Source organism: Candidatus Avelusimicrobium alvi (genome assembly GCF_958451995.1).
In the GTDB taxonomy this organism is placed as follows: Bacteria; Elusimicrobiota; Elusimicrobia; order Elusimicrobiales; family Elusimicrobiaceae; genus Avelusimicrobium; species Avelusimicrobium alvi.
This window is the reverse complement of sequence record NZ_CAUDSG010000012.1, coordinates 1-25,243: the sequence shown is the minus strand read 5'-3', so window position 1 is coordinate 25,243 and position 25,243 is coordinate 1. Positions and strand designations below refer to the sequence as shown.

Below are 25,243 nucleotides of genomic sequence, written 5' to 3'. Positions count from 1 at the left end.
CCGGGCGGTAACTTTATAATTATAGCTTTTTTGGCTTCCCCGCGCGCATACGGCGGCGCAAGAGAACGGCGGCTTGGGTTTCCTGCGGGGTAAACCCAAACAGGGAGCCGGCCAATGTATCGGCCTCTTGCTGGAGAGCGGAGATATCCGCCGCCGGGTGTCGGGCCGTCAGATTGTGCATTTGCCGCGCGAGCGTTTCCAGCCTGCGCCGCTGGTCCGCCGGCGCATCGGGCACGGGCAGTGCGTTAAGCGGCGCGGAATAGAGCTCCAGCAAGCGGCCTTTGCGTTTGCCTTTATAAAAGAGCCAGGCAAAGTACGGGGCCGAATTGAAGAGGGCAAGCAGGTACCAGAGGGAAATCCCGTTGGCGGGATTGGAAATAAAATACACGTCCGAACTGGCGTACCACGGGCCGGGCGCAAACGCAAACGTGTTGTCTGGCGCGCGCTGGGGCACGGCGATTTTGTCGGCCTCAAAATCCATTTTCCGCCGGACGGAGCCAAACCAGTATACCCCGTTTTGCAGCTGTTTGTGTATGCCGTTGTTGTTTTGCCGGCGCGCGAGAAGCGCAGGCTTAAAACGCGCCAAATGCGCACGCAGGGCGGGATATAAGGCAAAGTCCAGTTCCCGGTCGTTGGGGTAGAAAAAATCCACCAGCCAGCCGCCGGGCGTCCGGTCCGCCGCGTACGGATGAATGTGGGAGTTTTTAAAAAACGGTTTTAATTTTTTCCGTTCGGCGGCGTTTAAATCAAGCGCGTTTTTTTCTTGTTCGCTTAGCACGAATACGCCTTCCCCCTTCTTTACGCCGGGCATAGGCGTTTTGCGCAGGTGGGCGGCGGAAATTTTGTCGCACCCCGTCATCAGCCCGTTGCTGACGCCGGCTATCTCTCGTAAGGTTTGGCGGCACGCGGCCATTTTGGCCAGCGCGCCCGAAAGAGGGTCCTCTTCCGGCGGCCGCGTTTGCAGATAGCGGGCGGTTCCTTCATACAAGTTTTGCTGGGGGATAAGCGCATTACCCGTGCGGCAGGGCGGTTTTTCCGGGCCGTTGTTTTTTTCAAATACGCTAAGCAAACTGTGCTGGCCCGCCGCCAGCGCAAACAGGCGTTCGTCTTCAAAATCCAGCAGACGCAGAAACGCCGCCCGCTCCTGCAGTTCGCGGCGCAGGGGGGCCGCGCCTTGGGCGGTGGCGAAGTAGGGCGTAGTCAAAAATCCGCCGACCCCTCCGGGGCGCAGTATGTCCAGCGCCAGGTAAAAGAAAAAATACAGTAAATCGCTTTTGGGCTCCACGCGGGTTTGCCACAGCGGGTTTCGGCGCAGCGCGTCAAACACCGCGCGGTTGTTTTTCTGGCCGACGTACGGCGGATTGGAAAGAAGCGCGTCAAACCCGCGTTTATGCGTAAATACGTGCGGAAAATGCGCTTGCCAAACGCTTTTTCCGTTTGCCGAGGCGGCCAGCGCGTCCCCTTCCAGCGTATGGGGCAGAACGGTTTTTCCCTGCGGCGGCGCGCCGTGTGCCGCCAGCAGGAGGGCAAAACGCAGCTGTAAATCGGCCAGCGCGCGAGCGGAAACGTCCGCCGCGTACAGGTTATGCGTAAGGATATGGGCCAGCAGACTGCCCGTCGTTTGCTCTCCCGGGCAAAGCCTGCGGCGGAGCGCGGCCAGTTCCAGGGCAAAAGGCACTAAAAGGCCCCCGGCTCCGGCGGCCGGGTCGCAAACGGTCAAATGGTGCAGAAAACGGTCCGTTTCGCGGGCTTTTTGGGCGGAAAGCCCGGCGGGTGTGTTTGCTTCCCAAATAAGGGCGCGGGCCTGCTCCTTTGCAAGCCCCGCCCGGCGGGTCAGCACGGCGAAAAGGGTTTCTTTGGCCAGCTGTGCGGCGGGACGCACCGGCGTATAAAAAACTCCGTTGGCGCGGCGGTTTTGCGAAAACAGTTCGTTGCTAAGGCCCAGGATTTCCGGCGTAAACGCGCCGGGCGTTCCTTCACAGGCGGGCGCGTATTTCTCCAGCAGGCCGCGCGCGGCGTTTAAAGCGGATTTGGGTATTGGCGGAGCATCTTTTGGAAAGAAAGCGTTTAGCCAAGGGGCGTTTTCCCCCGCCAGCCGTTCAGCCAGCAGGCGGCGCAGGGCGGTATACTGCTCCTGCGGCGGGAGGATGTTTAATATACGCCGCAGACGGCGCAGCAGGGATAAATTCATTTGGGGTTAAAAGCGCGGAAAAACCGTTCCCGGGCCAGTATGGTGTTATATACGTTTTTCTCGGCCCAGAGGCGGTAATAGCGGGCGTAGAAATCCGCATCCGCCGGCGTTTGGCGGCGCAGGGCCGCCATCTGTTCGTCCAGCCGCGCGACCAGCGGCGGCAGGTCTGTAAAGATAGCCTGTCCTTTCAGGGCCCGCAGGTATGCGGCTTTTTCTTGGCCCAGCAGGTCCGGCCAGGCGCTCCCGTGCCGGATGGTCCATTCGTACGGCGCTCCTAAGGCTTCGGCTGCGGCATAAGGTTCGTAAACCTTGCTCATTTGTTGAAGCAGTGCTTTGGTTTCCAGGTAGCGGGCGGGCAGATTCTCTTCGGGGAACAGCGTTTGTGCGGAGTCTTCCATTTTGTCCAGCGTAAATTGCAGCAGTCCCAGCCGCTGGGCGTCCGTCATCGGCTGGCCTGCGCCGGGAATATTGGCGTTAAGCTTGCGTTTGCGGCGGATGATAAGCGTATTGCGTTTGGCGGTGGATTTCGCCAGCACTTCGTTAAGCGTTTTAAAATACTCCAGCCGCAGTTTCTGGCGGTAATACTGTTCAAATTCCACCGGTTTAATGTCCGACGGGTTTTTTATCAGCAGGGAGTGAAGGCTTTTCCACGTGTATTCCAACGCGCCCCGGGCCCAGGCGCGCTGGGCTTCCAGCGTGGGCAGGGCGGCAAAAGCTTCCATTTCTTTGGCGTAAAGCGCGTAAGCCGGCGGCTGGACCGGGTCGTCCAGCAGGCGTTTGACCTCTTCTTGCGGGAACATGGCCGAGGCGAAGCGTTCCGGCAGGACGGGCGCAAAATGGCTTTCCACTTCGGCCAGCGTGTTTTCCAGCAAATCCTGATGGCGCCAGAAAGCTTTGGCGTCTGCGGATTTGTTGGCGGGCAGCAGGGCAAACAGGCGCGCGTCCCGGTCGTGGAAATAGGCCAGTTTGCCCAACAGGGTTTTTTCGGATTTGAACGGAGCGGTTAAGATTTCTTTTTCCATCCGGCAGAATGCGCCGGAGTGGCTGATGCGGTGCAGCACCCAGTTGGAAGCCGTTGTTTTGACGGCGAACCCGGTGGCCGCCGAGCTTAGCGGCTGGGCCAGTTTGGCGCTGAGGGGCGGGAATGCGGTATTTTTTAAGAGCGCCTGCCACGCGGCGGAGCTCCCTCTGAACCAGGGGGATACGAGCTGCGCCTGCACTTGTAAGAACGGGCAGACGAGCAAAACGGCGCAGATGAGCGGCTTGAGCATAAAACGCGTATATATCATAGTGCGCGGGTCCGTTTGGCGGACCGCTCCTTACTTTTATTATAAACGAAAACGCTTCCCGGCTCCATAGGCCAAAAGACCCAGAAATACGGTTGTTTTGGGCCCATAAACGGGGTTCTTTCCGCCCGTCAGAAATGCTATGATGTGATATATCCAAAACAGGAGTGTTTTTCAATATGCCGCAAATCAGCCTGATTATCCCCGTGTATAATACCGAAGCGTACCTGGCCAAATGCCTCACAAGCGCGCTGGCGCAGACTTTTACGGATATTGAGGTGATTTGCGTGGACAGCTCTTCCACCGACGGTTCCGCCGTCGTGCTGCAAAACGTTGCCGCCAAAGACCCGCGCGTGAAAGTGTTTACCGTGCCCAACGAGGGGCCGGGCATCGGGCGCAACAAAGGGCTGGATGAAGCGCGCGGCAAATACATTTTGTTTTTGGATTCGGACGATTTTTTAGACACCCGCGCCTGCGAAATCCTCTATAACGCCGCCGAAACGGAACGGCTGGATATTGCCGCCTGCGACTTTTACACCTATCAGGATAGAACGGGCGTTTTTACCCCCCGCTCCCGCGCGCTGGAGCTGCCCTGCAAGCACGATTTGGACGCTTCCGCGGGCGACGGGCCGGAGGAATTTGTCAAGTTCGCCTTCTCCCTTCCGTTCGTGTGGGGCAAACTCATCCGCCGCGATATTATTGAAAACGCGGGCCTGCGTTTTCCGCCGGGCGCCGCGGAGGACGTGCCGTTTTGCGTTTCCTGCCTGGCGCGGTGCCGCCGCGTGAAAATGCTGGACGGAGCGTATCTGTTTTATTACCGCGTAGGCCGTACGGGCAATATTTCCGGCCGGGGCGAAAAGATGGTGCTTGACGGCATTGAAAACTTTGGCGTGCTGGAGAATAATTTAAAGAAATACGGCGTATTGGAAGAAGTAAAGGAAACCTTTTGGTTTAACAAGCTGGTGCTGCTGATTGGCGACGAACATCTTTTTGCCGGACGGCTTGGAAACGTGCCCCGGGAGACGGTGCAAAAAGCGTACGACCGGGTGCGCGCCGATATGGCGGCGCTGGATGTAACGCTTTTTAAAAACCGCAACTGGATTTTCCGCTGGAAAGCGCGCGGACTCAAAAAAGCGGTGGAAAAGAACGATTTGGGTTTCCCCCGCCGGGTGCGCAAAATCCGCAATATCTTAATGCCCGTGCTGGACCCGTGGTTTAAACTGGTCGGGTAAGGCGTTCCATTTCATCAGGAGTAACAGAGGAATACAATGCTTCGTATTCCTCTTTTTCATATAACTCGTAGAGGTAGGCGTCTCTGTCTTTACGCCAGAAAAATGCGGTTTCGCCCGGGCGTTTGGCGGCGGGCGCGGGTATAAGCGCCGGGTATTGTGCGCGCAGGCATTTGGCCAGCATTAAAAAGTGAAGAGCCATAAAAGCCGGATTGTACTGGGCGCGTCGCATTGTTTTTTTTACTCCCGGGAAACGTTTTTCAAATAATTTGCCGTTGCGCCGCATCAGTTCTTTTTTCTGCTTGGACGGAAAACTGGCCGTGCCTTTGTGATATACAAATACATTGGGAACCAAGCAGAAGCCGTATCCGGCGCGTTTGGCGCGGAACAGCCAGTCTGTTTCGTCATAATATCCTTTCCCGTAAACCGGGTCCAGCCCGCCCAGTTGCTGGGCGGCGCGGCGGCTGATCGCCATACAAAACGATACCAGGGTGGGAATGTGCGTAATTTGCACAGGCGCGAAAGAAGCGGCCTGCCGGTCCGCCAGTTTCAGCGGGATAGGCAGAGGGCGTTCCTCATGGCGGAAGTAGACGCTTTGCTTATCGGCCGCATTGCTCCACGGGCCGGCCGCGGCCAGGTGTGGATTTTCAAAAATAGGTTTAAACAGGCGGCTTGCCCAGCCGGGCGGCAGCTCGGTATCGGTGTTTAACACCAAAAAATCATTTTTAGTCAGGGCGATGAGGCGGTTTAACGTATGGATAATGCCCAAGTTTTCCGGGTTTTGGACTACAGTAATTGCATCCGGGTGCCTGGTTTGGTAAGCGCGCAGGAGCGGCCAGATTTTTTCATCCGGGCTGGCGTCGTCCGCCAGGTAGATGTGGAACGGTAAATCGGTGTTGTTAAGCAGGCTTTCCAGACACGGACCGATGACATCATACCCATTATAAACAGGAATGAGAATATCAATCGGGCGAACGATGGCTTTAGAAGGGGTGTAAGATGCATAAAACTGTTGTAAATTCACGTTTTGGGCCGGGCGTGTGCGTTCGCGCAGCAGGGCGCGTTCAAGCGTTCGTTTACGGGTGTGGAAGAATATTTTACCCAGTACTGGTTTTACCAGGCGCAGCAGTTCCAGCCGGAGTTTAAGCATTAGTAAAGTCATTTTTCCTCCGTCGGATCTACCCGCCAGCAGGTTATTAAATTTTTTATCGTCTAACAGCCATGCGGCTAATTTCATTCGGTACTTTCTTCTGCGTACGCAGATTGGAAAGCAGTATGCGCAGATAAAATAACGTGCAGCGCGAAGCCAAAAACCGGCGCCGGATGTACGCTTCAGGGATAGTGTATTTTGTGTACGGGTCAGATTCTGTTGTATCAGGCCGAGGTCGTAATTGGTGTGTGTGCGAAGATAGGGGATAATATGCTGCACCACCTGGGCAAGCGGCATTTTGCCGTCTTGAATAAAGAAACACCTTCTTTTGATAAAAGGGCATTTATCCTCAATGACGGTTTTATCCGCGTATGACAGTGGCCAGTGTTCTTCCCAAACTGTTTTATATTTATGATGGTCTATCCAAGTAGCGGCCCGGTAGCCTTTTTGGTCGTAGTAGGGTGTTTGACGCTGTTCGTGGTAAATGGTGCTGTCCGCATAAGAATTAATTTCGTGCAGGGTTTCCCAGTACTTCCGGAAATCTTTACTGCCAACGAGTGATTTGCGGTATGCTATCCAAAAAGACGGCATATGTTGGTGTTTGACGGGGAGGGGTTCGTACCATTTGTACAGACTCCACCAGTCGCATTCTTTTTTGTCCATATCCGTAAATAGTTTTTCAAGCGGGTAAAACGGACCGAAAAACGTATAATTGCATAAAATCACTTCGTCGTATTCTGTCAGCTTGTCCCACCCGTAATACTCCAGGGCATATTTATAGGCCCAGGCGTCAAAACCTTTATTTTCACGCACAAGCAGCCGGTCGGCCAGCGGAGCCAGCTTCTGCCTGGACGCTTCGGTCAGCTTACCGTTGACGACTATACACAGTTCCTTTAAAAAGGGTTTAAAACGCTGCAAGAAGTACGGAATATAATCATCTGCGATGCCGTCTTTATCGTAAAACAAATAGATGCCCAAACGGTTTTGGCGAAGTAATGTATTATTGTTTCTTATGGTCTGTGTCATATGGAGTAAAAGAGTGCAGAATTATTTTTTATATTTTTTAAGAATTTGTCGGATTTTGGTGTCATCTCCGTAGATAACGGGTGAGTCGTATTCTCTTGCTTTAAATACGCCGTATGAGGGGCGAATCGTAAAGCCGCGAGAACGGATGAGTTCTTCCACTTTGTCTTTTAAATAAGAAGGTTTCCCTGAACAGCAGTTAATGGCTCCGGAAATGTCCGTTTGTGCAGCGACCGCACAAATTTGCCGCGCCAGTTCGTCTACGTGGATATAATCGTACTGCTCGGTTCCTTCGGTAAACGGAAAAGAAGTTTTACCTTCCGCTTCCCAACGGATAATTTTGCTTAGAATGGAATTGTTATGTTCGTCGTCTCCGTATGGCGTAAAAAAGCGGAGCCACTGCAAGGTAACCGGTTTATCTTTTAAATACAATTCAAGCAGGTGTTTTAGTGAGATTTTAGCCCAGGAGTAATAATTGTCCGCAATTAAGGGGTGGTCTTCACTTACCCGGCCGTTACACGGGCCGTATTCGCGGAAGGAGCCTGCCACCATCAGCTGCTTGCATTCGTGCTCAACTAAACTTTGCAAAAAATGGAAATGTGCGGGCAGATTGTCTATGTGACTCAATGCATTATGCGTAAACCCGTCCTGCCAGGCCAGGTGCAGGCAAACATCCGGTCTGTCTATTTTTGTGTATAGCTGATTAGTTTGTGCCGGGTTGAGAATATTACAGGCATAAAATGGTATCTCAGGGGGAAATACGCCCTTGTCTGTCAAATCAATAGCGGTGATATGCCATTGTCGGGTTTGCTGGAGCAAAGGAATTACATGGCGCGCAATGTAACCGTTGGCTCCCGTAACACAAATATGTTTCATTGTTTTCTCCAGCGTATTATTTCAAGATAGTTTTTTGCGGCGGAGATTCTTTGTTTGAGTTCAAAACACCGGGCTGTAAATTTTTCTGTTCTTTTCCCGGTCAGTATATTGGCTATTTTATATTTACATAGCCGCAATTTCAATCTAAAAAGCTGTTTTGCATCTTTTACAGTTGTTTCAGAATACTCAGGCAGGAGCAATGGAGCCGCATCCGTCAGCATAAAAGTACGAAAATAAAAATAAAAGTTGTCTAAATATACAGAAGTTAATGACAACGGAGCAATCCATGCTGCGTAATATCCGTCATATTGCACGAACATGGGATTCAAACGCTCCAAGGCGTTTAAAACGCTTCCGTCTTTGGGGGCCGGTTCGGCAGGAAAGTCGTCATAATGCCAGGTATGGGATAGCAGTGTCTTGTAGGCCTTGCCTCGCACCCAGTAACACTCGCCGTAAGAAGCCACCGGTTCATCGTCCCAGGGAACGGAAATATGATATATATCGCGCAGGATATGTAGCATATTTTCACGGTTGAGTGTATTTTCTTTTCCGATTAACTGTGAAAATACTCCCCAATGCGGCGGCATGGCGCACGCATAGCCCATGCGGGGGTTATCATCAAATGTTTTTAGGACATTTAATACATATTCAGGCGATTTGAGCACATTTTCCCAGCAGTGGTCGCAAAAACATTTCCCGGCGGTACTGTCGGGCAGCTGCGAAGTTTTTTTAGCCTGGGTAACGCATATATAATCATATCGCGCGAAAATATCGCGTCCTGCAATCAGTACAGTGGACGCCAGCTGGCCGCGGTTAGGCTTTAAGCGTATTTCCAGCTTATTGGGAAGAGCGGAAAATTTGTGCTGTACTTCCCTCTTTAATTCTTCATCCACGATTACGACGTAAATATCGGCATCTGGCGGCAAATTAGCGGCATATTTCTGGCAGTACTCTACCATGTCTGCATAATAAATATAACAAAGCATGGCCACGCGGGAAGGCTGCCGCGTGCAGGGCTTGGCCTGGGTGTCTGTTTCCGAAAGGAAATAATTTAAATGCAAATTGCGTTTCAGTACGGAGCCTGGCTGCGTACGCAGCAGATTATCCCAAATTAAATTTTCATCGTAATTAGTATGATTTTTTATATATTCTAACGCGTGACGGGGTTCGGTGCCCCGCCCGTTATGCAAATACAGCGCATAATCGCTTAAAAAGGCTCTGCGTTTGACCAGCGGGCTATGTTCCTGTAAACACTCCAGCGGTAAAAATACATCTGCATTTTCTTTTAATGTGGACGAGAGATTTTGGGTAATAAAAGTATCTGACTTAAATCCGTATTTTTCAAAATAAGCAGTAAAACGTAATTCATTGACTACGATGGCCTCTGCGTATGAGGTGGCCGTTTCCAATGTTTGCCAATAGGCTTTAAACGCGGGTGAAACCAGCATATTATGGCGTATTACCATAAAGTACGACATAATATGCTCCGGAATGTAATTGGTTTTTTGTTTCGCACAGAGACGTTTGTTGGGTACAAAGGGGTATCTGCAATGTCCCCAAAAGTCCGCCTCTGACAGGGCCATTTTGTCAAACATTTCCTGAAAAGGATATACCGGCCCGTAGCAGGTAAAATTACATAAAATAAGCTCGTCGTATGCGTGAAGTGCGTCATAGCCGTAGGTTTCCAGAGCCTCCTTATAGGCGCCGGAGTCAAAGCCGATGTTATCGCGCACAATTAATTTATCGCATACGGCGTGCAGGACGCTTGCTCCCTGTTCCGTCAACGGTTTATTGGCGACGACGCAGAGCTCCTGGCAGAGTGGTTTTAGATGTTTAAGATAATAGGGAACATAATCATCCACTACGCCGTCTTTATCATAAAAGAAATAGATACCGAGTCTTTTCACTAATCAAGTTTCTCCTTACAAATTATTCTCACATATACCGTTGGGGTTGCCAGAGAGAAAATCGGCAATGGGCTTATGTGGCCCGGGAACGGACGTTCCGCAGGAATGCGAGCGCGCTCTCTATATTATCATACGGGATTTGGCAGATGACGTCGTCTTCTAAGTCCCACCATTTTAGTTGTAGAAGTTCTGCCCGAATATGTTCATCAAAGCGGTAACGCAGAATGCGCGCGGGCGTACCCGCAACAACGGCGTAGGGCGGCACGTCTTTGGTTACCACACTGCGTGCTCCGATAACAGCCCCGTCACCGATGTGCAGGCCGTTTTTAATAAATGCACCGTCGCCAATCCAGACGTCATTACCAATGTGGACGGGTTCCGCTTCCCAAAACTCATTATGACTGGGAGTTGCGCCGGTTTTAAAGCCCAGTGCATCAAAGTAAAAGTAGGGCGACGTAGAAAGATAGGTAAGCGGATGTTTACCATGACCTATTGTTACGCCTGGGCCAATAGAACAAAAACTGCCGATACTGGTGTTTTCCGCATAAATAGTTAATCCGTGAGCGGTATATGTGTTTCTGCCCAGCTTTTTGATATTTGGACGATTTAACTTTACCTGCGGACCCCGCTTGCCCCTGCAGTGGGTTAAGTCGCATGAGGTGCGGAAAAATAAAATGCGTGTGGTGCACATATTCCCTTTGTATTTGCGGTGATAAAACCATTGTCCTATTTTTTTCAATGTTTTTTTCATTCAATGCTCCGCATACTTACTTTTGTGCCATAATACGTTGGATTTTAGTGCTGTCGCCCCACACGGCCGGAGAGTCATACGCCCGGTCCGGGTACGCTCCGTATTCCAGCCGGATATTTAAGTTGTTTTCTCTGATAAACTCTTCCACCTGTTCCCCCAGGCTGACCGGCCTGCCGCTGCAGCAGTTGACGATGCCGGTTATTTTGTCCTGCATAATGCATGCGGCAATTTGCCGGGCCAGTTCAGTAACGGGGATAAAGTCGTATTTATTTTTGCCGGAGGTAAATGGGAAAGCAGTTTTTCCCTCCCGGGCTGCTTGTAAAAGCTTGCCAAAAATAGAGTGAGCGTTGGCATCATCTCCATAGATATAAAAGGCACGCAGCCATTGCCATGTAGCGCCGTGTTGGTGTGCCAGCAGCCGGGAGGATTCCCGCAGAGCGTTTTTGGCTATGCCGTACTGAGAAATCGGCGTGCAGGGAGTGTTGTCATCAATGGCGCCTTCATAGTATCCCACTTCGTGCATAGTCCCCATCACCGCCAAGTGTTTCAGTCCCCCTTCCAGAAGGTGGTGTACCAGCCTGGCGTGTGCGGAGAGCATTTCCATATGAGCGGGTGAATTGTGGGCAAACCCGTCTTTCCAGGCCAGATGCAAAAATACGTCAGGCCCTCCTAGTTTGACATAAATATCCGCACCGCTTTCCAGCACGTTTAATGGCAGGAATTTGGCTCGCGGGTCAATATAGGCGTTGGAAAAATCCACGGCGGTGCAAGACGCTCCCGCGTCAAGCAATGCTTTGACAACATGGCTGCCAATATATCCGTTGGCTCCGGAAACTATAATTTTCATGGTTTAGTAATATAGGGCTTTAAAGCCTTATTGAGTTTATCGGTATAGATTTTAGCTCCTTCTCTGGATAAATGGGATTCATCCCCAAAATAGTTATCTTCCATCCATTCTCTTGTATCAATAACAAGCTGCTTTAGCGTGTGGAATGGTGCATATATATTTTCTTTGTTCTGTAATTTACTCAGGCTTTGGCGATAATCCGTCCTTTCCGGCGGAAACACCACAATTAGGCGTTTCTGTAATAGGGCACATAATTCGTGAAGTTTGATAAACCAACTCCACTGATTTTGTCCATATTTAGTTGCCTGTTTGTAGTGTTTGTGGGCAAGTGCATCAATGTCCTGTTTAGTAAATATGCCGGGGAAATCGTCCCCTGTAGGAGATGCTTGGCGGTTGGGTTTTACATTTGAACGAAGGATTTTTAAATAAACACCCCATTTTAAAGTTTTAGAAATCGGCGGCAGAGGAACATTTAAATAGGAGGAAAATAACGGGCAAAGCGCTTTAAAATTGCTTTTACTCAGGTCGTACCCTATGTTATAAAATGAATAAAATAAAATTATATTTTGCACATTTGGGCACCGATATAATAAGGATTTTACAAGAAAAAAAGTTGTATACAGATCGGCGGATACTTCTCCTGCGTTAAAAGTAAACATTTCCAATGTATTCGGATATACATCATAACGGGCTTTAGAAGCGCCGCATATAATTGTTTGTATGCTCTGCTCCGGGAGATGGGTATAATCCTGTTGGCGGTTGACGAAATTTTGCAGCATTGTACGAGATATATACCGTGCTCTAAGCGTTTGAATTTGTTCTTTTACGTTCATAATAATAGAATTCAACAGTTAGACGTAATTTAAATACCACGCTACGGTTTTGCGGATGCCGGTTTCAAAATTTTCGTCCGCTTTCCAGCCAAGCTCCGTTTCCAGTTTGGTCGCGTCAATGGCGTAGCGGCGGTCGTGCCCGGCGCGGTCTTTTACAAAGGTTACCAGGTGCTTGTACGGTTGTCCGTCCGCCGCGGGTTTTAATTCGTCCAAAATAGCGCAGATGGCGTCCACAATCTGCAGGTTGTTGCGCTCGTTGCGTCCGCCGATGTTGTATGTTTCCCCCGCGCGCCCTTTCTGCCAGACGAGGGCAATGCCCTTGCAGTGGTCCAGCACGTACAGCCAGTCGCGCACGTTTTTGCCGTCTCCGTAAATCGGAATGGCTTGCCCGGCCAGCGCTTTGCGGATGATGGTGGGGATGAGTTTTTCGCCGTGCTGTTTAGGACCGTAATTGTTGGAACAGTTGGACGTGGTTACGTTCATCCCGTAAGTGTGATAATAGGCGCGCACGAGTAAATCGCTGGATGCTTTGCTGGCCGAATAAGGCGAGTTGGGCGCGTAGGGCGTGGTTTCGGTAAACAGCCCGGTTTCGCCCAGCGTGCCGTAGACTTCGTCGGTAGAAATATGGTGGAAGCGGGCGTTCTCATAGCCGGGTTTTACCTGCCCGGGCGCGCTCATCCAATGTTTGCGGGCGGCTTCCAACAGCGTAAAAGTGCCTTCAATGTTGGTTTTGATGAACGGCAGCGGGCCGGAGATGGAATTATCCACGTGCGATTCCGCCGCAAAGTGAAATACGCCCCGGATATCATTCTCGGCAAACAGTTTGTTTACCAGTTCCGCGTGGCAGATATCCCCCTGTACGAAGGTATAGCGCGGATGGGCGGCACATTCTGTTAAATTGTCCAAATTCCCGGCATAGGTCAGTTTATCCAGGTTAATCACGCGGTACTGCGGGAAAGCTTCCAGGAAATACGGGATGAAATTGGAACCGATAAATCCGGCTCCCCCCGTTACTAAAATAGTTTCTTCAGACATTCTTCCACTCCTTGCCCAGCCTAGAATACCGGAGCTTTTTTATAGGCCCCAAAGACGGGATTTTGTAAATCTTTTTCCGAAAGCACGGCTTTGGAAAGGTCTATTTTCCAATCTACGGCCAGTTCCGGGTCGTCAAAGCGCACGGCGCCTTCGGAGGCTTTGTTATAATAGTTGTCGCACTTATAGGCGAATTTGGCCGTGGGTGAAAGCACGGAAAAGCCGTGCGCAAATCCGCGCGGAATAAAAAACTGTTTTTTATTCTCGCCGGAGAGCTCCACGCCGAACCACTGCCCGAAGGTCGGGCTGGCGCGGCGCAAATCTACGGCCACGTCCCACACCGTTCCTTCCAATACGCGCACCAGCTTGGCCTGCGCAAACGGCGGTTTTTGAAAGTGCAGCCCCCGCAGGGTGTTTTGGGCGGAGAAAGACTCGTTGTCCTGTACGAACTCGGCGGTTATCCCCGCCTCCGCCAGCGTGCGGCGGTTGTAGGATTCGCAGAAATAGCCCCGGTTGTCGGTAAATATCTGGGGAGTTAAAACCAGCAGGCCTTCAATCGGCGTTTTAGAAAAATCCATTTTTCATATCCTCCGGAATATCGGACAGATACTGCCCGTACTCGGTATTTTTCATCATATTGGCGCGTTCGGTGAGCTGCGCCGGCGTCAGCCAGCCGTTTTTAAACGCAATAGCCTCCAGACAGGCGATTTTAAGGCCCTGCCGGCTTTCCAGCGCTTCAATAAACATAGATGCTTTAATCAGGTCGGAATGTGTCCCCGTGTCCAGCCAGGCCATGCCGCGGCCCATCAGCTGCACGGAGAGTTCCCCGTGTTTGAGGTACCAGTCGTTTACGGCGGTAATTTCCAGCTCGCCGCGCGCGGACGGTTTTAACTGCTTGGCGATGTTTACCACGCGGTTGTCGTAGAAATAAAGGCCGGTTACGGCCCAGTTGGATTTGGGATGAACGGGTTTTTCTTCCAGCGAGACGGGTTTCTTGGCGGCGTCCAGCTCTACAATGCCGTAAGCCGACGGATTCTTCACGTGATAGGCAAACACCGTCGCGCCGGATTTTTGGGCGGCGGCTTCTGCCACCAGCTTTTTAAGGTCGCGTCCGTAGAAGATGTTGTCGCCCAGAATCAGGCATACGCTGTCCGCGCCGATGAACCGCTCGCCCAGAATAAACGCCTGGGCCAGGCCTTCGGGCTTGGGCTGTTCAATGTAAGAAAGATGGATGCCGTAGGCGGAGCCGTCGCCAAAGAGTTTTTTGTATAACGGCAGGTCCGCAGGGGTGGAGATAATCAGAATATCCCGTATGCCGGCCAGCATCAGCACGGACATGGGATAAAACACCATCGGTTTGTCGTAAACCGGGATGAGTTGTTTGGACAGGCCAAACGTCGCCGGATACAGGCGGCTGCCCGTACCCCCGGCCAAAATAATGCCTTTCATTCTATCCTCCGCCAAGAGTATATAGATCAGCATTATTGTAGCAAATTTACTCTTAAATGGTTAGCAAGATAGTTTCCCCCGTCGGGCGACCCGCAGGGTGCGGGGAACTTACCAGGATGTCATACCCGAAAGTTTGGCGGCCCGCAGGGTGCGGGGCACTCACAATGCCGTCATCACCGAAGGTTTCTGTCGGGGATCTAGTCTTTGATTAACGACCAGATTCCCGGCTACGGCCCTCAGGAATGACGTGAGTTTTAGAGAGAATGACGCAAGGGACGGTTGCGGAAATGACGTTACCTTATACCTCAAATACAAAAAAGCCGTCCGCTTTTCGGCGGACGGCTTTTCGGCGTATGAACGTTTATTTAATCTTTTTGCCTTGTTCCAAAAGCAGCGTGACCGTGGTCATATCCGTCACTTCCGCGGGGCCGAAATACTGAATCGGGCCGGGGAACATGTACTGGTCCAGCTCCGCCCAGGCGGCGCGGTTTTTGGCCAGGTGTTTGAAGGGCTCTCCCTTGAGTTCCACCAGCGCTTTTCTGATGACGGGTTTTTCTTTGCCTTTGCGGCGTTCAATGTTCATCATCATGGTAAGCGGGATGCCGCCGCATTCCCAGTCCTGCGCTTTTTTGGTCAACTTGCGCACGGAAGAGAGATAGCCGGAGCATTTGTTAAGCGCCAGCACCGCCGCGTTGTAGCCCAGCGCGTAGGTGTAGTTGGCGTCAAAGGTGGACGGCACGCCGCAGCGGCCTTCGTAGCCGAAGAAGTGGGTGATGGCGGAGAACTTGCCGTCATACTTGCCTTCTTTTTTCATTTCGGCCAGTTTCGTGCGCAGCATTTCCACCAGCAGTTTTTCGGTTTCAATCAGCGACACCTGTACGTTGCCGTGCGGATCGCGGTCCAGCATCAGCTGGCTGGCGATGCCGGCCGGCAGGGACTGCATCAAGCCGGCCAGTTTGGCGGGCAGTTTGGAGATGATAAACGCTTTCTTTTCCGTGATGGAGGACATCTTGGCCAGTTCGGCTTCGTGGTCGGCCAGCGAGTCGTTAAGCGCGCTGATGAGTTCTTTCATTTCCGGGATAAATTCAATCAGCCCTTCCGGCACGAGCACCACGCCGAAGTTTTTGCCGGCTTTGGCGCGTTTGGCAATCAGCTGGGCCAGATTGTCCACCACTTGGCCGAGCGTCATTTTTTTAGCCAGAACTTCTTCGCCAATCAATACGGCGTTGGGCTGGGTTTTAAAGGCCACTTCCAGCGTAATGTGCGAGGCGCTTCTGCCCATCAGGCGCACGAAGTGCCAGTATTTGCGCGCGGAGTTGACGTCGCGGCAGATGTTGCCCACGAGCTCGGCGTAAATTTTGGTGGCGGTGTCAAAACCGAAAGAGGTTTCAATTTGTTTGTTTTTAAGGTCGCCGTCAATGGTCTTCGGCACGCCGATGACGCTGATGTCCACGCCCTGCTGTTTTAAGTATTCGGCGATTACGCAGGCGTTGGTGTTGGAGTCGTCTCCCCCCACCACTACGAGCGCGTCCATTTTGTTGGCGATTAAATTGTCTTTGGCGGCTTTAAGCTGTTCGTCCGTTTCAATTTTGGTGCGGCCGGACTGGATGAGGTCAAACCCGCCGGTGTTGCGGTAATCTTTCATCAAAGCGGGGGTGATTTCGGTCCATTTGTTTTCTACGATGCCGCTGGGCCCGCCCAGGAAACCGAACAGTTTGTTTTTGGGGTTGGCTTTTTTAAGTCCGTCCAACAGCCCGCCGATGACGTTGTGTCCGCCCGGGGCCTGGCCGCCGGAGAGCACCACGCCCACGCGCACGGCTTTTTTGCAGGCGGCGGAATTGGCGCCTTTTACAAAGGTAATTTCCGGCAGTCCGTACGTGTTGGGGAAAATCCGTTTGACGGCGGCCTGGTCAGCGATGCTTTTGGTGGCCTTGCCGGCTTTCGGTTTGACGGAAGCGGGGCCTTTTTTAAGGATGTTGGGCAGCACGGGCTGGAACTGGCAGCGGTGCCGCTGAAGCTGGGAACAATTGCATTTAGGGGTGCATTTGATGGGCATTGTTTTCTCCTGTAGATATAAAAACCTTATTTTTATTATACAAAATTGTGTTTTCCGGGAGGAACGGATAAATGTTCCCGGGGGCCGGGGCTTGTATTTTTGGAACTAATGCCCGGAAGAGGGGCCGGCGGAGAGGTAAAAAAATGCTGCCAAGAAATAAACTTTGGCAGCATTCCCTATACAAATCTTACCCCCAATAGGAATCGAACCTATATCCCCTGCTTAGAAGGCAGATGCTCTATCCATTGAGCTATGGGGGCAAAAACGGTTTTTCCAGCAACATATTTATTTTACAAAAATTTTGCCAAACATACAAAACCTTCTGCGGTGCGGCCGGCGCGCCAAAAGCCGAAAATTTAGGCGCGGAAATATTTTTAAGTTAAATTTGCTGGCTTTTTATATGAAAAAATTATACAGTAATCATTACATTCAGCAAAGGAGCATACAAATGATAAAACTGATGAAACTCTCTCTTCTGCCCGCACTGATGCTCTGTTTAAGCGTTTCCGGGTTTTCGCAAATATCTAAGCTCGGCGCGGCCGGCAAAGCGCTGGCTAAACAAAGTGCCAAAACGGGCGGGATGAACCTGTCCAGCAAAATCTTAAAAAGCCGGTATGCGCTGACGGCCCAATCCCTGCAGGTAACGCAGCAGGTGCACGCACAGCAGGTGGCTGCGGTGCTGACGGATGCGTCGCTGGAAACCGCCGCCCGGCTGAAAATACTGGAACAATTAAAAGACCAGTCCGCCCAAACGCTGGCGGCGCTTAATGCGCAGCTGACTAAAGAAATGGCCCAATGGGGCGATTTGCTCCTGCGCGAGCGAAACCCCAATTTCCTGCCTAAAAAAGATTCTTCCATCCCGGGGCTTTTGGCCAAATCTTCCAATGCGTCCCAATATCAGAATATCTCTCCCGTGTTTTTCCGCGAGTGGGCGGCCTCCATCCCGGAGGTTGAAGAGGTGCCCGAAGAAGTAAACGGATTAATCGGCGCGCTGCGCAAAAGATTAATGGCTATGGAGCTGGAAATTGTAAACGAAAGTGCGGCGTATATCAAAGCCAAAGATAAGTTGGATCCGTTGGGCAACCCTTCGGCCAACCGCTTTTACCAGGGACGAATGCGCGGCGCGCTCATCCGGCTGAACCGCTTGTCCAAGGAATCGGCCCAGTGCGTAGCGGATTTGGTGTATCTGCTTAATTTGTACCCGTCTTTTTACAGCGATTCGTTAAAGCTTCTGGCGGCCAAGCTGGACGGCGGCCTGCAAACGCCGTTTACGACGTATCTGCGCGCCAAAATCCGTGTGCCCAAAACGCCGTCCCGCCGGCCTATCGGCTTTAATCAGCCTTAAAAAACGGATGCGTTCCGCTTGTTTTTCTTCCCCCCGTTTTTACGGGGGGTTTTTATATGTCCGCCGCCCCGGAGGGACGCTTCTCTTTTTAGGGCATTTAAAATGCTAAAATAAAAATAACTATTTCCAGGGAGTTTTCCAATGGCCAGAAACCTGTCTTTTTCCTATTCTAAAATGGGCATGTATAAAGAATGCCCGCAGAAGTATAAGTTCCGCTACGTCCATATGCTGCCCGAACAGCCCAAATACTATTTTGCGTTCGGCTCGGCCCTGCACGAAGTGATGGAATACATCTATAACCCCGCCAATCCCGCTTTCCCCACGCTGGGCGAGGCGCTGGCCTTTTTTGAAAAATACTGGAATAAAACCACTTTTGACCAGAAAGGCTATGCGTCGGTGGAAAAGGAACTGGCCGGTTACGCCGAAGGGCGGCGGATTATTGAAGCGTATTACGCCAAGCACGCGGCGGATTTTTTTCATCCGCTGTCCGTGGAGATGAAAAGCACCCTGGATATTGACGGCCTGAGCCTGATCAGCATTTTGGACCGTATTGATTACCTGGGGGACGGGCAGATTAAAATTTTGGATTATAAGACGGGCAAAACCGTCCAGCGCGAGCCGGACCAGCTGTATATGTACCAAAAAGTGGTGGAAAATTCCCCCGCCATCAAAGCGCTTGTACAGCAAAAAGACCCGGGCGTAAAAGAACTGCGCGTGGGGCAGCTGAGCTTTTACCATTTGCCCACCCTGCACGAAATGACGTTTGAGCGCGCGCCGGACAAAGAAATTTTTGAATTCTGGCAGGGCGTGTTAAAAGTGGCGGACAATATCCGCGCCGCCAAGTTTGACCCGACCCCTGGCGAAAACCAGTGCCGCTGGTGCGATTACCGCAACATCTGCCCCGTGTTTACGGGGAAGGATTACAACGGCCCGACGGGCTTTGCGGCGCGCGGCAGCTCCCTGTCGCCCATGCCTGCGCCCGCAGAGGAACCCAAAAGCGAGCAGGACCTGCTGAGCGAGAAAATAGACCGCTGCGGCGCGCTGTTGGACGAAGCGAAAGCTTTGCAGAAAGAAATTATCGCGCTGATGCGTAAAAATAATTTTGAACGCCACTTCGGCAAAAATTACCGGGCGGAGCTGGCGCGCGTGGAAAAACTGGAGTTTACCGATAAAGCCAAAGTGGTGGAGCTGTTGCGTACGCTTAAACTGATTGCCAAAGTGCTGGTGCCGACGCAAAGCACCGTGGCCGGGCTCCTGACGGACGCGTCCGTCCCCGCCGAGGCCAAAGCCAAATTAAAGGCGTTTGCCAAAACCACCGAGGACGTAAAACTGGATATTGAAAAGGCGGAATAACCCTTATGCCTGCGGCTAAAAAAGACTTCCGTTTAAAACTTTCCCTGCTGGCGGTGCTGGCGGCGTGCGCGTTGTTTACGGCCGCGCGCCTCGCGCTGTTTTGGTTAAATCACGGGTTTTTTGCGGCGCTCTCCGCGCCGGAAATCCGCTCCGCTTTTTTAAACGGCCTGCGGTTTGATTTTTCCGTCATCGCGCTTTTTATGGGCCCGGTGATACTGCTTTTAAATCTCCCCCTCAAATCCGCCCGCTGGGTGAAAATTTGGACGGGCGTGCTGACGGCCGAATGGATTGTTATGGCCGGGTTTTTAATCGGGGACTTGATTTATTTCCCCAAAGTCAACCGCCACATCGCCGAGGAAATCGTCCAGGTGTCGAGTGACTGGGGCTTTGTTATTTCCTATATGCTGACGCAGACCTGGCTGCCGCTGTTTATTTTGCTGGGCGGGTTTGCGCTGGCGGTGTGGGGCATTTCGCGCTGGACGGATAAGCATTATGCGCCGCGTGCCTGGGGCTGGAAAAAGACGGCCGCTCTTTTGCTGGCGGTGACGGCTCTTTCGGTGCTGGGCATACGCGGGCACTTGGGCACGGGTAAATCCATCGGCGTGGCGGATGTATATAATTACGCTTCTTCCCCCGCCGGCGCGGCTCTTACGCTTAACGGCGTATTTACCGCCTATCAGGTGGGCCGCAAAGGCGCGGTGGATATTGCCAATAACTTCCCCCCCGCCGAAGCCATAAAAAACACGCAGAAGCTGTTAATCGCGCCGGACGAAACGGCGGCGGAACCCAATTTCCCGTTAATGCGCCGCCGCACGGACGCCGCCCCCGCGTCCGCAAAAAAATACAATGTGCTGATTGTGCTTCTGGAAGGCTGGCACCCGTATTATGTGGACGGCCTTTCGCACAATAATTTCGGTTCCACGCCCGTATTTGACCAAATTTTAAAAGACGGCGTGAATTTTACCAACGCTTACGCCGCCGGCCAGCGGAGCATTTTCGGCTTTGCGGCGGTGTTTGCCGGCGTGCCGCTGGTGCCGGGGCTTCCGATGTTTGGCTACGGGCTGGAGCTTTCGGCCTTTTCGCCGATGCCCAAGCATTTTTCCGATGCGGGTTACTATACCTTTTTCGCCCAAACCTCCAGCCGCGATTCTTACCGCCTCTGCGCGCTGGCTTCTTATTTGGGCGCGCGGGACAGCTACGGCTGGGAAGACATCCCGGAACGGTTAAAATACAAAGACCGCGCTCCCTTCGGCTACGATTACGACGCGATGATGTTTGCCGCCGACAAAATCAAAAACCGCAAAGAACCGAATTTTATGGGGATGGTGTTTACGGGCATTACGCACGAGCCGTTTGCGTCCACCCTGCCGCAGTTTGACAGGTATCCCTACGATTCCTGGGAGCACGGCTTTTTAAACACGCTGTCGTTTGCGGACTGGTCCATAGGCGAACTTCTGCGCCGCGCGAAAGAAGACGGCTGGTTTGACGATACCATTTTTGTCTTTGTGGCGGACCATACCTCCGGCGGCCCGGCGGACGGCTCGCTAAAAAATCATTTCCGCATTCCGCTGGTGGTGTATGCGCCCAAAATTTTAAAACCGAAGCAGGTGGAATACGTCGTTTCCCAGTTAGATATCGTGCCTACGCTCTACCGCCTGACGGGGTTAAACCCGATGTATACGGCTTTCGGGCGTGATATGTTTGACGCGTCTTATTCCCGCGCGGCGTTGGTGTCCGAAGGCGTAAACATCGGCTTGGTGACGGATAAAGGGGCCATCCGCCACAGCGGCGGCAAATTGCTGTCCGCCGAAGAGTATGCCCCCGGCTTTGACGTAAAACAAGCGGAAGAAACGCTTTTGTCTTTAGATAAAGCGGCGTATACGCTTTTGAAAGAAAACCGCTGGTATGACCCTGCCGCAAACGGCGAGGAGGCCAAATGACGGACGAAAAATTTATTGTGGCGCTGGACCAGGGCACTTCAAGTTCCCGCGCGCTGGCCGTGGCGGCGGACGGCACCGTGCGTGCCATGAAGAGCGCGCCGCTGGCTCCTTCGCGCCCCGGGGACGGTTTATCCGAATACGACGCGCAGATTTTGGCGGACAGCCAGCTGGGCGTGTTAAATGATTTGCTGGACGAAATCGGCCCGCAGAACGCGGCCGCTTTGGCCGTTACCTCCCAGCGTTCCACGGTTGTATTATGGGACAGGCAAACGGGCCGCGCCGCAGCCCCCGTGCTGACGTGGGAGGACGGCCGCGCCGTAGAGGAGGCCCGTCGGGCGGAAGTATCCCAGGAAGAAATACACGCCGTAACGGGGTTATACAAAACGCCGTATTTTTCGGCTCCTAAAATTGCCTGGTGTCTGGCGCATATGCCGGGCGCCAAGGAGGCTCTTAAAGCCGGGAACCTGCTTATCGGCCCGGTGGCTTCGTATTTGATTTGGAAACTGACGCAGGGCAAAACCTTTGCGGCGGACCCGACGCTGGCCCAGCGGATGCTGCTGTTGGACATTCGCACCAAAACCTGGAGCGAAGAACTCTGCCGGGCGTTTGGCGTGCCGTCCGCCTGTTTGCCCGAAATCCGGCCTAGCGCGGCGGATTACGGCGCGTATGACTACAAGGGCGTACGCATTCCCATCGCGGCGTGCGCGGGCGACCAGCAGGCTTCCGTCGCGTTTACGGATTTGCGTCCCGGCCAAACGTGCATCAATTACGGCACGGGCGCGTTTTTGCTTCATAATGCAGGGGCCGCCGCTCCCGTTTTTCTGCCCGGAATGCTGACTTCTCTTTCCGCTTCGGGCGCGGACGGCGCATGCGATTATTTGCTGGAAGGGCCCGTCAATGCGGCGGGAAGCGTATTTCAGTGGCTAAACGCGCAGGGTATCACGTTTGACCACCGGGAAATTGACGCGCTGTGCGGGGAAGCGAAAAACCCCGTCTGGTTCCTGCCGGCCCTGGGCGGGCTGGGCGCGCCGTATTGGGATTATTCCGTTACGCCCGCATTCGCCGGGCTTTCCCCCCGCACCCGCCGGGCGGACTGGGTGGCCGGCGCGGCGCGCGGCGTGGCGTTTTTGCTGGCGGATATTGCGGCTTATTTGCGCGCGGGCGGATATCCGGTTTCCTCTCCGGTGCGGGTGTCGGGCGGCCTGTCGCGCGTTTCCTATTTAATGCGGTTTCAGGCGGATTTGTTACAGGCCGAACTTTGGGTGGCGCAGGAAGCCGAAAGCACCGTGCTGGGCGCGGCGCGGCTTACCGCGCGGCAGATTGGGTGGAACGCCGGGGCCTGGAAAGAAGCGGCCGCGGAGCGGGTGCTCCCCGCCCTGGACGGCGCGAAGGCGGCGGACCTGCACCAACGCTGGCAGGCGTTTGCAGGCTGGTGCAAAGCCCGGCCTTCCTGAGATTAAAGTTATTTCACAAAAGCCCCTCTTCCGAGGGGCTTTTGTGTTGCCGTGTATAATAAAACCCCGGGATGAAAAATCCCGGGGTTTTTAAGTCAGGTAAAATTACCTCTTACAGAATGTCCGCCATATTGATTTCCTGCGGGACGGCGGTGGCCGCCTGAACGGTTTGTTTGGCGGCGGCGGTCGTCTTGTTGGCGGCGGTTTTTACGGCCGTTTTCTTTTTGGTCGCGGCGGCGCGTTGTTTGGCGGCGGAAGTTTTGGCCTGCGCTTTTATGTCCGCGGCTTTTTTAACGGCCTGCTGTTTGGCGGCTTCGGCCTGGGCCTGTACGGCGGCGGCTTCTTCCGCCAGCACGGACGGGGCTTCCGGCGCGTCTTTACCCAGCTTGGCGGCTACCTGGCGGTCAATTTCTTCCTGCAAGGCGGCTTCTTTCTGGGCTTTGGCGGCTTCCAGCTGCTGCTGCAGGCGGATCAGCTCAGGGTCGTTCTGCATTTGTTCAGCCGCTTTGGCCTGGTATTCCTGCTCAATCTGCGCGCGCAAAGCGGCGGCCTCGGCTTCCGCTTCGGCTCTGGCCCGGGCTTCCTGTTCGTCCTTTAATTGCTGGACGACGGCTTCCTCGTCCGCCAGCTGTTGTTCCAGCGTGCGAACGTCGGCCAGTTTTTCGGCCTGGATTTGCAGGGCCTGCTGATACGCTTCGGCTTTTTTAACGCCGAGCACATTGGCGGTCATAGACTGCGGCAAATACTCGTCCGTCAGCGTAAATACGTTTTCGCCGGCGGCGTTGGCGGCGGTCAGGTCCGCGCCCTGCTGGATAAGAAACAGGGCCATACGGTCGTTTTTGGCTTTAACGGCGCCCATCAGCGGCGTGTTGGAAGCGCTGTCGCGCGTATTGATGTCCGCACCCGCTTTTAAAAGCGCCTGCGCAGGGGCCACTTCTTCAGCGTACACGCTGTAGGTAATGGCGGTGCGGCCCTGAAAATCCTTTAAATTGGTGTTGATGTTTTTTTGTTTAAGCAGAATGTTTACGCAGTCCTGGCGGTTCTTGGCCGAGGCGCGCATCAGCGGCGTAACGCCGTTGTTGTCCTGGGCGTTTACGTCCGCACCCAGCGAAATCAGCGTGCGCAGCGCGTCGGCTTTATCCTGTTCCACCGCGTAGAAAATGGGCGTGCGGCCCGACAGGTCGGGCAGGTTCACGTCGGCTTTGCCGGTGCGCACCAGCAGGCGGATGGCCGCGCTCTGGTCTTCGGCGGCCGCGGCGGAAAGCGCGCAGAGGCCGGTGGCCGGGTTGCGGTAATCCACTTTAGCGCCGTTGGCAAGCAGCAGTTTAATGTTGTTTACCAGCCCTTTCTGGGCGGCGTAAATCAGCGGGGTGTTGCCGGAATTGTCCGGCAGGTTGACCGCTTTGTTGTCTAACTTGATTAAGCTGGAAATCAGTTTGGGGTTGTCGAAACCGATGGCGTAGATGAGGGCGGTTTTGCCCAGATCGTCTTTGGCGGTAACGTCGGCGCCTTGGGCGATTAAGTATTCCACCACCTTATCGTTGCCCGCGGCGGCCGCGGCGATAAGCGGCGTTACGCCGTAGCTGGAAGGATCATTGACGACGGCTTTTCCGTCCTCTACCAGCATCTTGATGATTTCCATATTGCCTTTTTCGGCGGCGATGGTCAGCGGGGTGATGCCGGCGTAATTCTTTTCGTTGACGTTTACGTTGGCGTACATCAGCGTGCGTACGCGGTCCGTATCGCTGATTTTAATGGCGCGCACCAAAGACGTGTCATACACGTATTTGGTCGTGGCGCGCGGGCGGTTGCCCAGCGTGTCGCCTTCGTATTTTTTCTGTTCGGCGCCGAATAAGGTGCCGCGGTAAATATCGCCGGGAACCTGGGTGGCTTGTTCGGCGATGGCGTCCGTGGCGGAACGCGGCGCGCGCTCTCCCAGCACAACCCCTTCATACCCTGTGTAATAGTCGTCCTGGCTTTGGGCGTTCTGCGCGCAAAGCGGGCTGACGGCCAAGGTGAAAACAAAAATGAATCCTAGTTTTTTCATGTGGTTTCTTCCTCCAGTTACTATATTATAACCAATCAGAAGCAAAAGTTTGAAAAAATTTTTTAGCGGGTTTGGAAAAATATTTATATAATATAAAAAGATTAACGTAAATTAGACCTTAATTTTTGGGTATAAAAGCTTGCTTTTTTACTGCCCAGGATGTATTATTAATTATATAGGTTTATAATAACCTGACGGATTTATCCCCCAGAACCTTTCGATTTACCCCCCGAACGGTTCTGAACAAAAGAGCCGGGCACATCCCCCGGCTCTTTTTTTGTCTTTTATATCCCAAAGACCTATGCCAAAAATAGGTCTTTTTGCAGAGTTTATATAGGTCCTTTGGCCGCTGGAAAAACAGACTGAAAAGAATATAATAGTATCAGGAAGTTATAACAGCTTTTGGGGAGAACTTTATTATGCAATCGTTTCTGTGCCGCCTGTTAGTATTGGTATTCACCTTCAACTGTATCG

Annotated in this window: 18 protein-coding genes and 1 tRNA gene; 5 read left to right on the top strand and 14 right to left on the bottom strand. The window is 52.9% G+C overall.

What is annotated here, in order from left to right; translation table 11 throughout:
- Window positions 1–19: 19 nt before the first annotated feature.
- Window positions 20–2,191, bottom strand: coding sequence for an Eco57I restriction-modification methylase domain-containing protein (locus ACQY36_RS03740; protein ID WP_428077847.1), 2,172 nt, complete (start codon window positions 2,189–2,191; stop codon window positions 20–22).
- On the bottom strand, window positions 2,188–3,462 hold the full coding sequence (locus ACQY36_RS03735) for a hypothetical protein (protein ID WP_428077845.1): 1,275 nt from the start codon (window positions 3,460–3,462) through the stop codon (window positions 2,188–2,190). The genes ACQY36_RS03740 and ACQY36_RS03735 overlap by 4 nt, the downstream gene beginning before the upstream one ends.
- Before the next feature lie 194 nt (window positions 3,463–3,656).
- Between ACQY36_RS03735 and ACQY36_RS03730 the strand changes: the two genes are divergently transcribed.
- Window positions 3,657–4,709 carry a glycosyltransferase family 2 protein gene (locus ACQY36_RS03730; protein ID WP_428077843.1) on the top strand — a complete coding sequence of 351 codons (1,053 nt, stop codon included), beginning with the start codon at window positions 3,657–3,659 and terminating at the stop codon, window positions 4,707–4,709.
- Here the strand turns inward: ACQY36_RS03730 and ACQY36_RS03725 are convergent.
- The 11 genes from ACQY36_RS03725 to ACQY36_RS03675 form a co-directional block, all read right to left on the bottom strand.
- Window positions 4,693–6,882: a rhamnan synthesis F family protein gene (locus tag ACQY36_RS03725; RefSeq protein ID WP_428077841.1), complete on the bottom strand. Its 2,190-nt coding sequence runs from the start codon at window positions 6,880–6,882 to the stop codon at window positions 4,693–4,695. The two genes, ACQY36_RS03730 and ACQY36_RS03725, sit on opposite strands and share 17 nt — an antisense overlap.
- A 21-nt stretch (window positions 6,883–6,903) precedes the next feature.
- Window positions 6,904–7,755, bottom strand: a complete 852-nt coding sequence (locus ACQY36_RS03720; RefSeq protein WP_428077839.1) for an NAD-dependent epimerase/dehydratase family protein — start codon at window positions 7,753–7,755, stop codon at window positions 6,904–6,906.
- Window positions 7,752–9,662 (bottom strand): rhamnan synthesis F family protein, encoded by a 1,911-nt coding sequence (locus tag ACQY36_RS03715; protein WP_428077837.1) that lies wholly within the window; start codon window positions 9,660–9,662, stop codon window positions 7,752–7,754. Before ACQY36_RS03715 ends, ACQY36_RS03720 begins: the two co-directional genes overlap by 4 nt.
- 73 nt (window positions 9,663–9,735) lie before the next feature.
- Entirely contained in the window at window positions 9,736–10,413 is a 678-nt protein-coding gene (locus tag ACQY36_RS03710) for a CatB-related O-acetyltransferase (RefSeq protein WP_428077835.1), read from the bottom strand.
- A gap of 16 nt (window positions 10,414–10,429) precedes the next feature.
- Window positions 10,430–11,260 (bottom strand): NAD-dependent epimerase/dehydratase family protein, encoded by an 831-nt coding sequence (locus tag ACQY36_RS03705; protein ID WP_428077834.1) that lies wholly within the window; start codon window positions 11,258–11,260, stop codon window positions 10,430–10,432.
- Window positions 11,257–12,093, bottom strand: a complete 837-nt coding sequence (locus ACQY36_RS03700) for a hypothetical protein (RefSeq protein WP_428077832.1) — start codon at window positions 12,091–12,093, stop codon at window positions 11,257–11,259. Before ACQY36_RS03700 ends, ACQY36_RS03705 begins: the two co-directional genes overlap by 4 nt.
- 18 nt (window positions 12,094–12,111) lie before the next feature.
- Complete coding sequence (rfbB, locus tag ACQY36_RS03695) at window positions 12,112–13,128, bottom strand: dTDP-glucose 4,6-dehydratase (RefSeq protein ID WP_428077830.1); 1,017 nt, start codon at window positions 13,126–13,128, stop codon at window positions 12,112–12,114.
- 20 nt (window positions 13,129–13,148) lie between these two features.
- A complete protein-coding gene (rfbC, locus tag ACQY36_RS03690) occupies window positions 13,149–13,703 on the bottom strand; it encodes a dTDP-4-dehydrorhamnose 3,5-epimerase (protein WP_428077828.1) in 555 nt (184 codons plus the stop codon).
- Window positions 13,690–14,574: a glucose-1-phosphate thymidylyltransferase RfbA gene (gene rfbA / locus ACQY36_RS03685; protein WP_428071061.1), complete on the bottom strand. Its 885-nt coding sequence runs from the start codon at window positions 14,572–14,574 to the stop codon at window positions 13,690–13,692. The genes rfbC and rfbA overlap by 14 nt, the downstream gene beginning before the upstream one ends.
- A gap of 361 nt (window positions 14,575–14,935) precedes the next feature.
- The gene (locus ACQY36_RS03680) at window positions 14,936–16,630 is read right to left on the bottom strand and encodes a diphosphate--fructose-6-phosphate 1-phosphotransferase (RefSeq protein ID WP_428055933.1); all 1,695 of its coding nucleotides are present in this window, start codon (window positions 16,628–16,630) and stop codon (window positions 14,936–14,938) included.
- Window positions 16,631–16,818: 188 nt separating this feature from the next.
- A tRNA-Arg gene (locus ACQY36_RS03675) sits at window positions 16,819–16,890 on the bottom strand.
- A 188-nt stretch (window positions 16,891–17,078) separates the two neighbouring features.
- Between ACQY36_RS03675 and ACQY36_RS03670 the strand changes: the two genes are divergently transcribed.
- From ACQY36_RS03670 to ACQY36_RS03655, 4 genes are all read left to right on the top strand, one after another.
- Window positions 17,079–17,975: a hypothetical protein gene (locus tag ACQY36_RS03670; RefSeq protein WP_428077826.1), complete on the top strand. Its 897-nt coding sequence runs from the start codon at window positions 17,079–17,081 to the stop codon at window positions 17,973–17,975.
- 141 nt (window positions 17,976–18,116) lie between these two features.
- Complete coding sequence (locus ACQY36_RS03665; protein WP_428077824.1) at window positions 18,117–19,328, top strand: RecB family exonuclease; 1,212 nt, start codon at window positions 18,117–18,119, stop codon at window positions 19,326–19,328.
- 5 nt (window positions 19,329–19,333) lie between these two features.
- Window positions 19,334–21,268, top strand: coding sequence for an LTA synthase family protein (locus ACQY36_RS03660; RefSeq protein WP_428077822.1), 1,935 nt, complete (start codon window positions 19,334–19,336; stop codon window positions 21,266–21,268).
- Entirely contained in the window at window positions 21,265–22,722 is a 1,458-nt protein-coding gene (locus tag ACQY36_RS03655; protein ID WP_428077820.1) for an FGGY family carbohydrate kinase, read from the top strand. Before ACQY36_RS03660 ends, ACQY36_RS03655 begins: the two co-directional genes overlap by 4 nt.
- A gap of 112 nt (window positions 22,723–22,834) precedes the next feature.
- On the opposite strand, the gene ACQY36_RS03650 is transcribed toward ACQY36_RS03655, so the two are convergent.
- Window positions 22,835–24,769: an ankyrin repeat domain-containing protein gene (locus ACQY36_RS03650; RefSeq protein WP_428072243.1), complete on the bottom strand. Its 1,935-nt coding sequence runs from the start codon at window positions 24,767–24,769 to the stop codon at window positions 22,835–22,837.
- Between the last annotated feature and the right edge of the window lie 474 nt (window positions 24,770–25,243).

Bases quoted from the DNA above. Each gene is read 5' to 3' on its own strand.
- ACQY36_RS03650 (WP_428072243.1), bottom strand. From the start codon at position 24,769: ATGAAAAAACTAGGATTCATTTTTGTTTTCACCTTGGCCGTCAGCCCG.
- ACQY36_RS03705 (WP_428077834.1), bottom strand. From the start codon at position 11,260: ATGAAAATTATAGTTTCCGGAGCCAACGGATATATTGGCAGCCATGTT.
- ACQY36_RS03700 (WP_428077832.1), bottom strand. From the start codon at position 12,093: ATGAACGTAAAAGAACAAATTCAAACGCTTAGAGCACGGTATATATCT.
- ACQY36_RS03670 (WP_428077826.1), top strand. From the start codon at position 17,079: ATGATAAAACTGATGAAACTCTCTCTTCTGCCCGCACTGATGCTCTGT.
- ACQY36_RS03665 (WP_428077824.1), top strand. From the start codon at position 18,117: ATGGCCAGAAACCTGTCTTTTTCCTATTCTAAAATGGGCATGTATAAA.
- ACQY36_RS03725 (WP_428077841.1), bottom strand. From the start codon at position 6,882: ATGACACAGACCATAAGAAACAATAATACATTACTTCGCCAAAACCGT.
- ACQY36_RS03680 (WP_428055933.1), bottom strand. From the start codon at position 16,630: ATGCCCATCAAATGCACCCCTAAATGCAATTGTTCCCAGCTTCAGCGG.
- ACQY36_RS03660 (WP_428077822.1), top strand. From the start codon at position 19,334: ATGCCTGCGGCTAAAAAAGACTTCCGTTTAAAACTTTCCCTGCTGGCG.
- ACQY36_RS03740 (WP_428077847.1), bottom strand. From the start codon at position 2,191: ATGAATTTATCCCTGCTGCGCCGTCTGCGGCGTATATTAAACATCCTC.
- rfbC (WP_428077828.1), bottom strand. From the start codon at position 13,703: ATGGATTTTTCTAAAACGCCGATTGAAGGCCTGCTGGTTTTAACTCCC.
- ACQY36_RS03720 (WP_428077839.1), bottom strand. From the start codon at position 7,755: ATGAAACATATTTGTGTTACGGGAGCCAACGGTTACATTGCGCGCCAT.
- ACQY36_RS03735 (WP_428077845.1), bottom strand. From the start codon at position 3,462: ATGCTCAAGCCGCTCATCTGCGCCGTTTTGCTCGTCTGCCCGTTCTTA.
- rfbA (WP_428071061.1), bottom strand. From the start codon at position 14,574: ATGAAAGGCATTATTTTGGCCGGGGGTACGGGCAGCCGCCTGTATCCG.
- ACQY36_RS03655 (WP_428077820.1), top strand. From the start codon at position 21,265: ATGACGGACGAAAAATTTATTGTGGCGCTGGACCAGGGCACTTCAAGT.
- ACQY36_RS03710 (WP_428077835.1), bottom strand. From the start codon at position 10,413: ATGAAAAAAACATTGAAAAAAATAGGACAATGGTTTTATCACCGCAAA.
- rfbB (WP_428077830.1), bottom strand. From the start codon at position 13,128: ATGTCTGAAGAAACTATTTTAGTAACGGGGGGAGCCGGATTTATCGGT.
- ACQY36_RS03730 (WP_428077843.1), top strand. From the start codon at position 3,657: ATGCCGCAAATCAGCCTGATTATCCCCGTGTATAATACCGAAGCGTAC.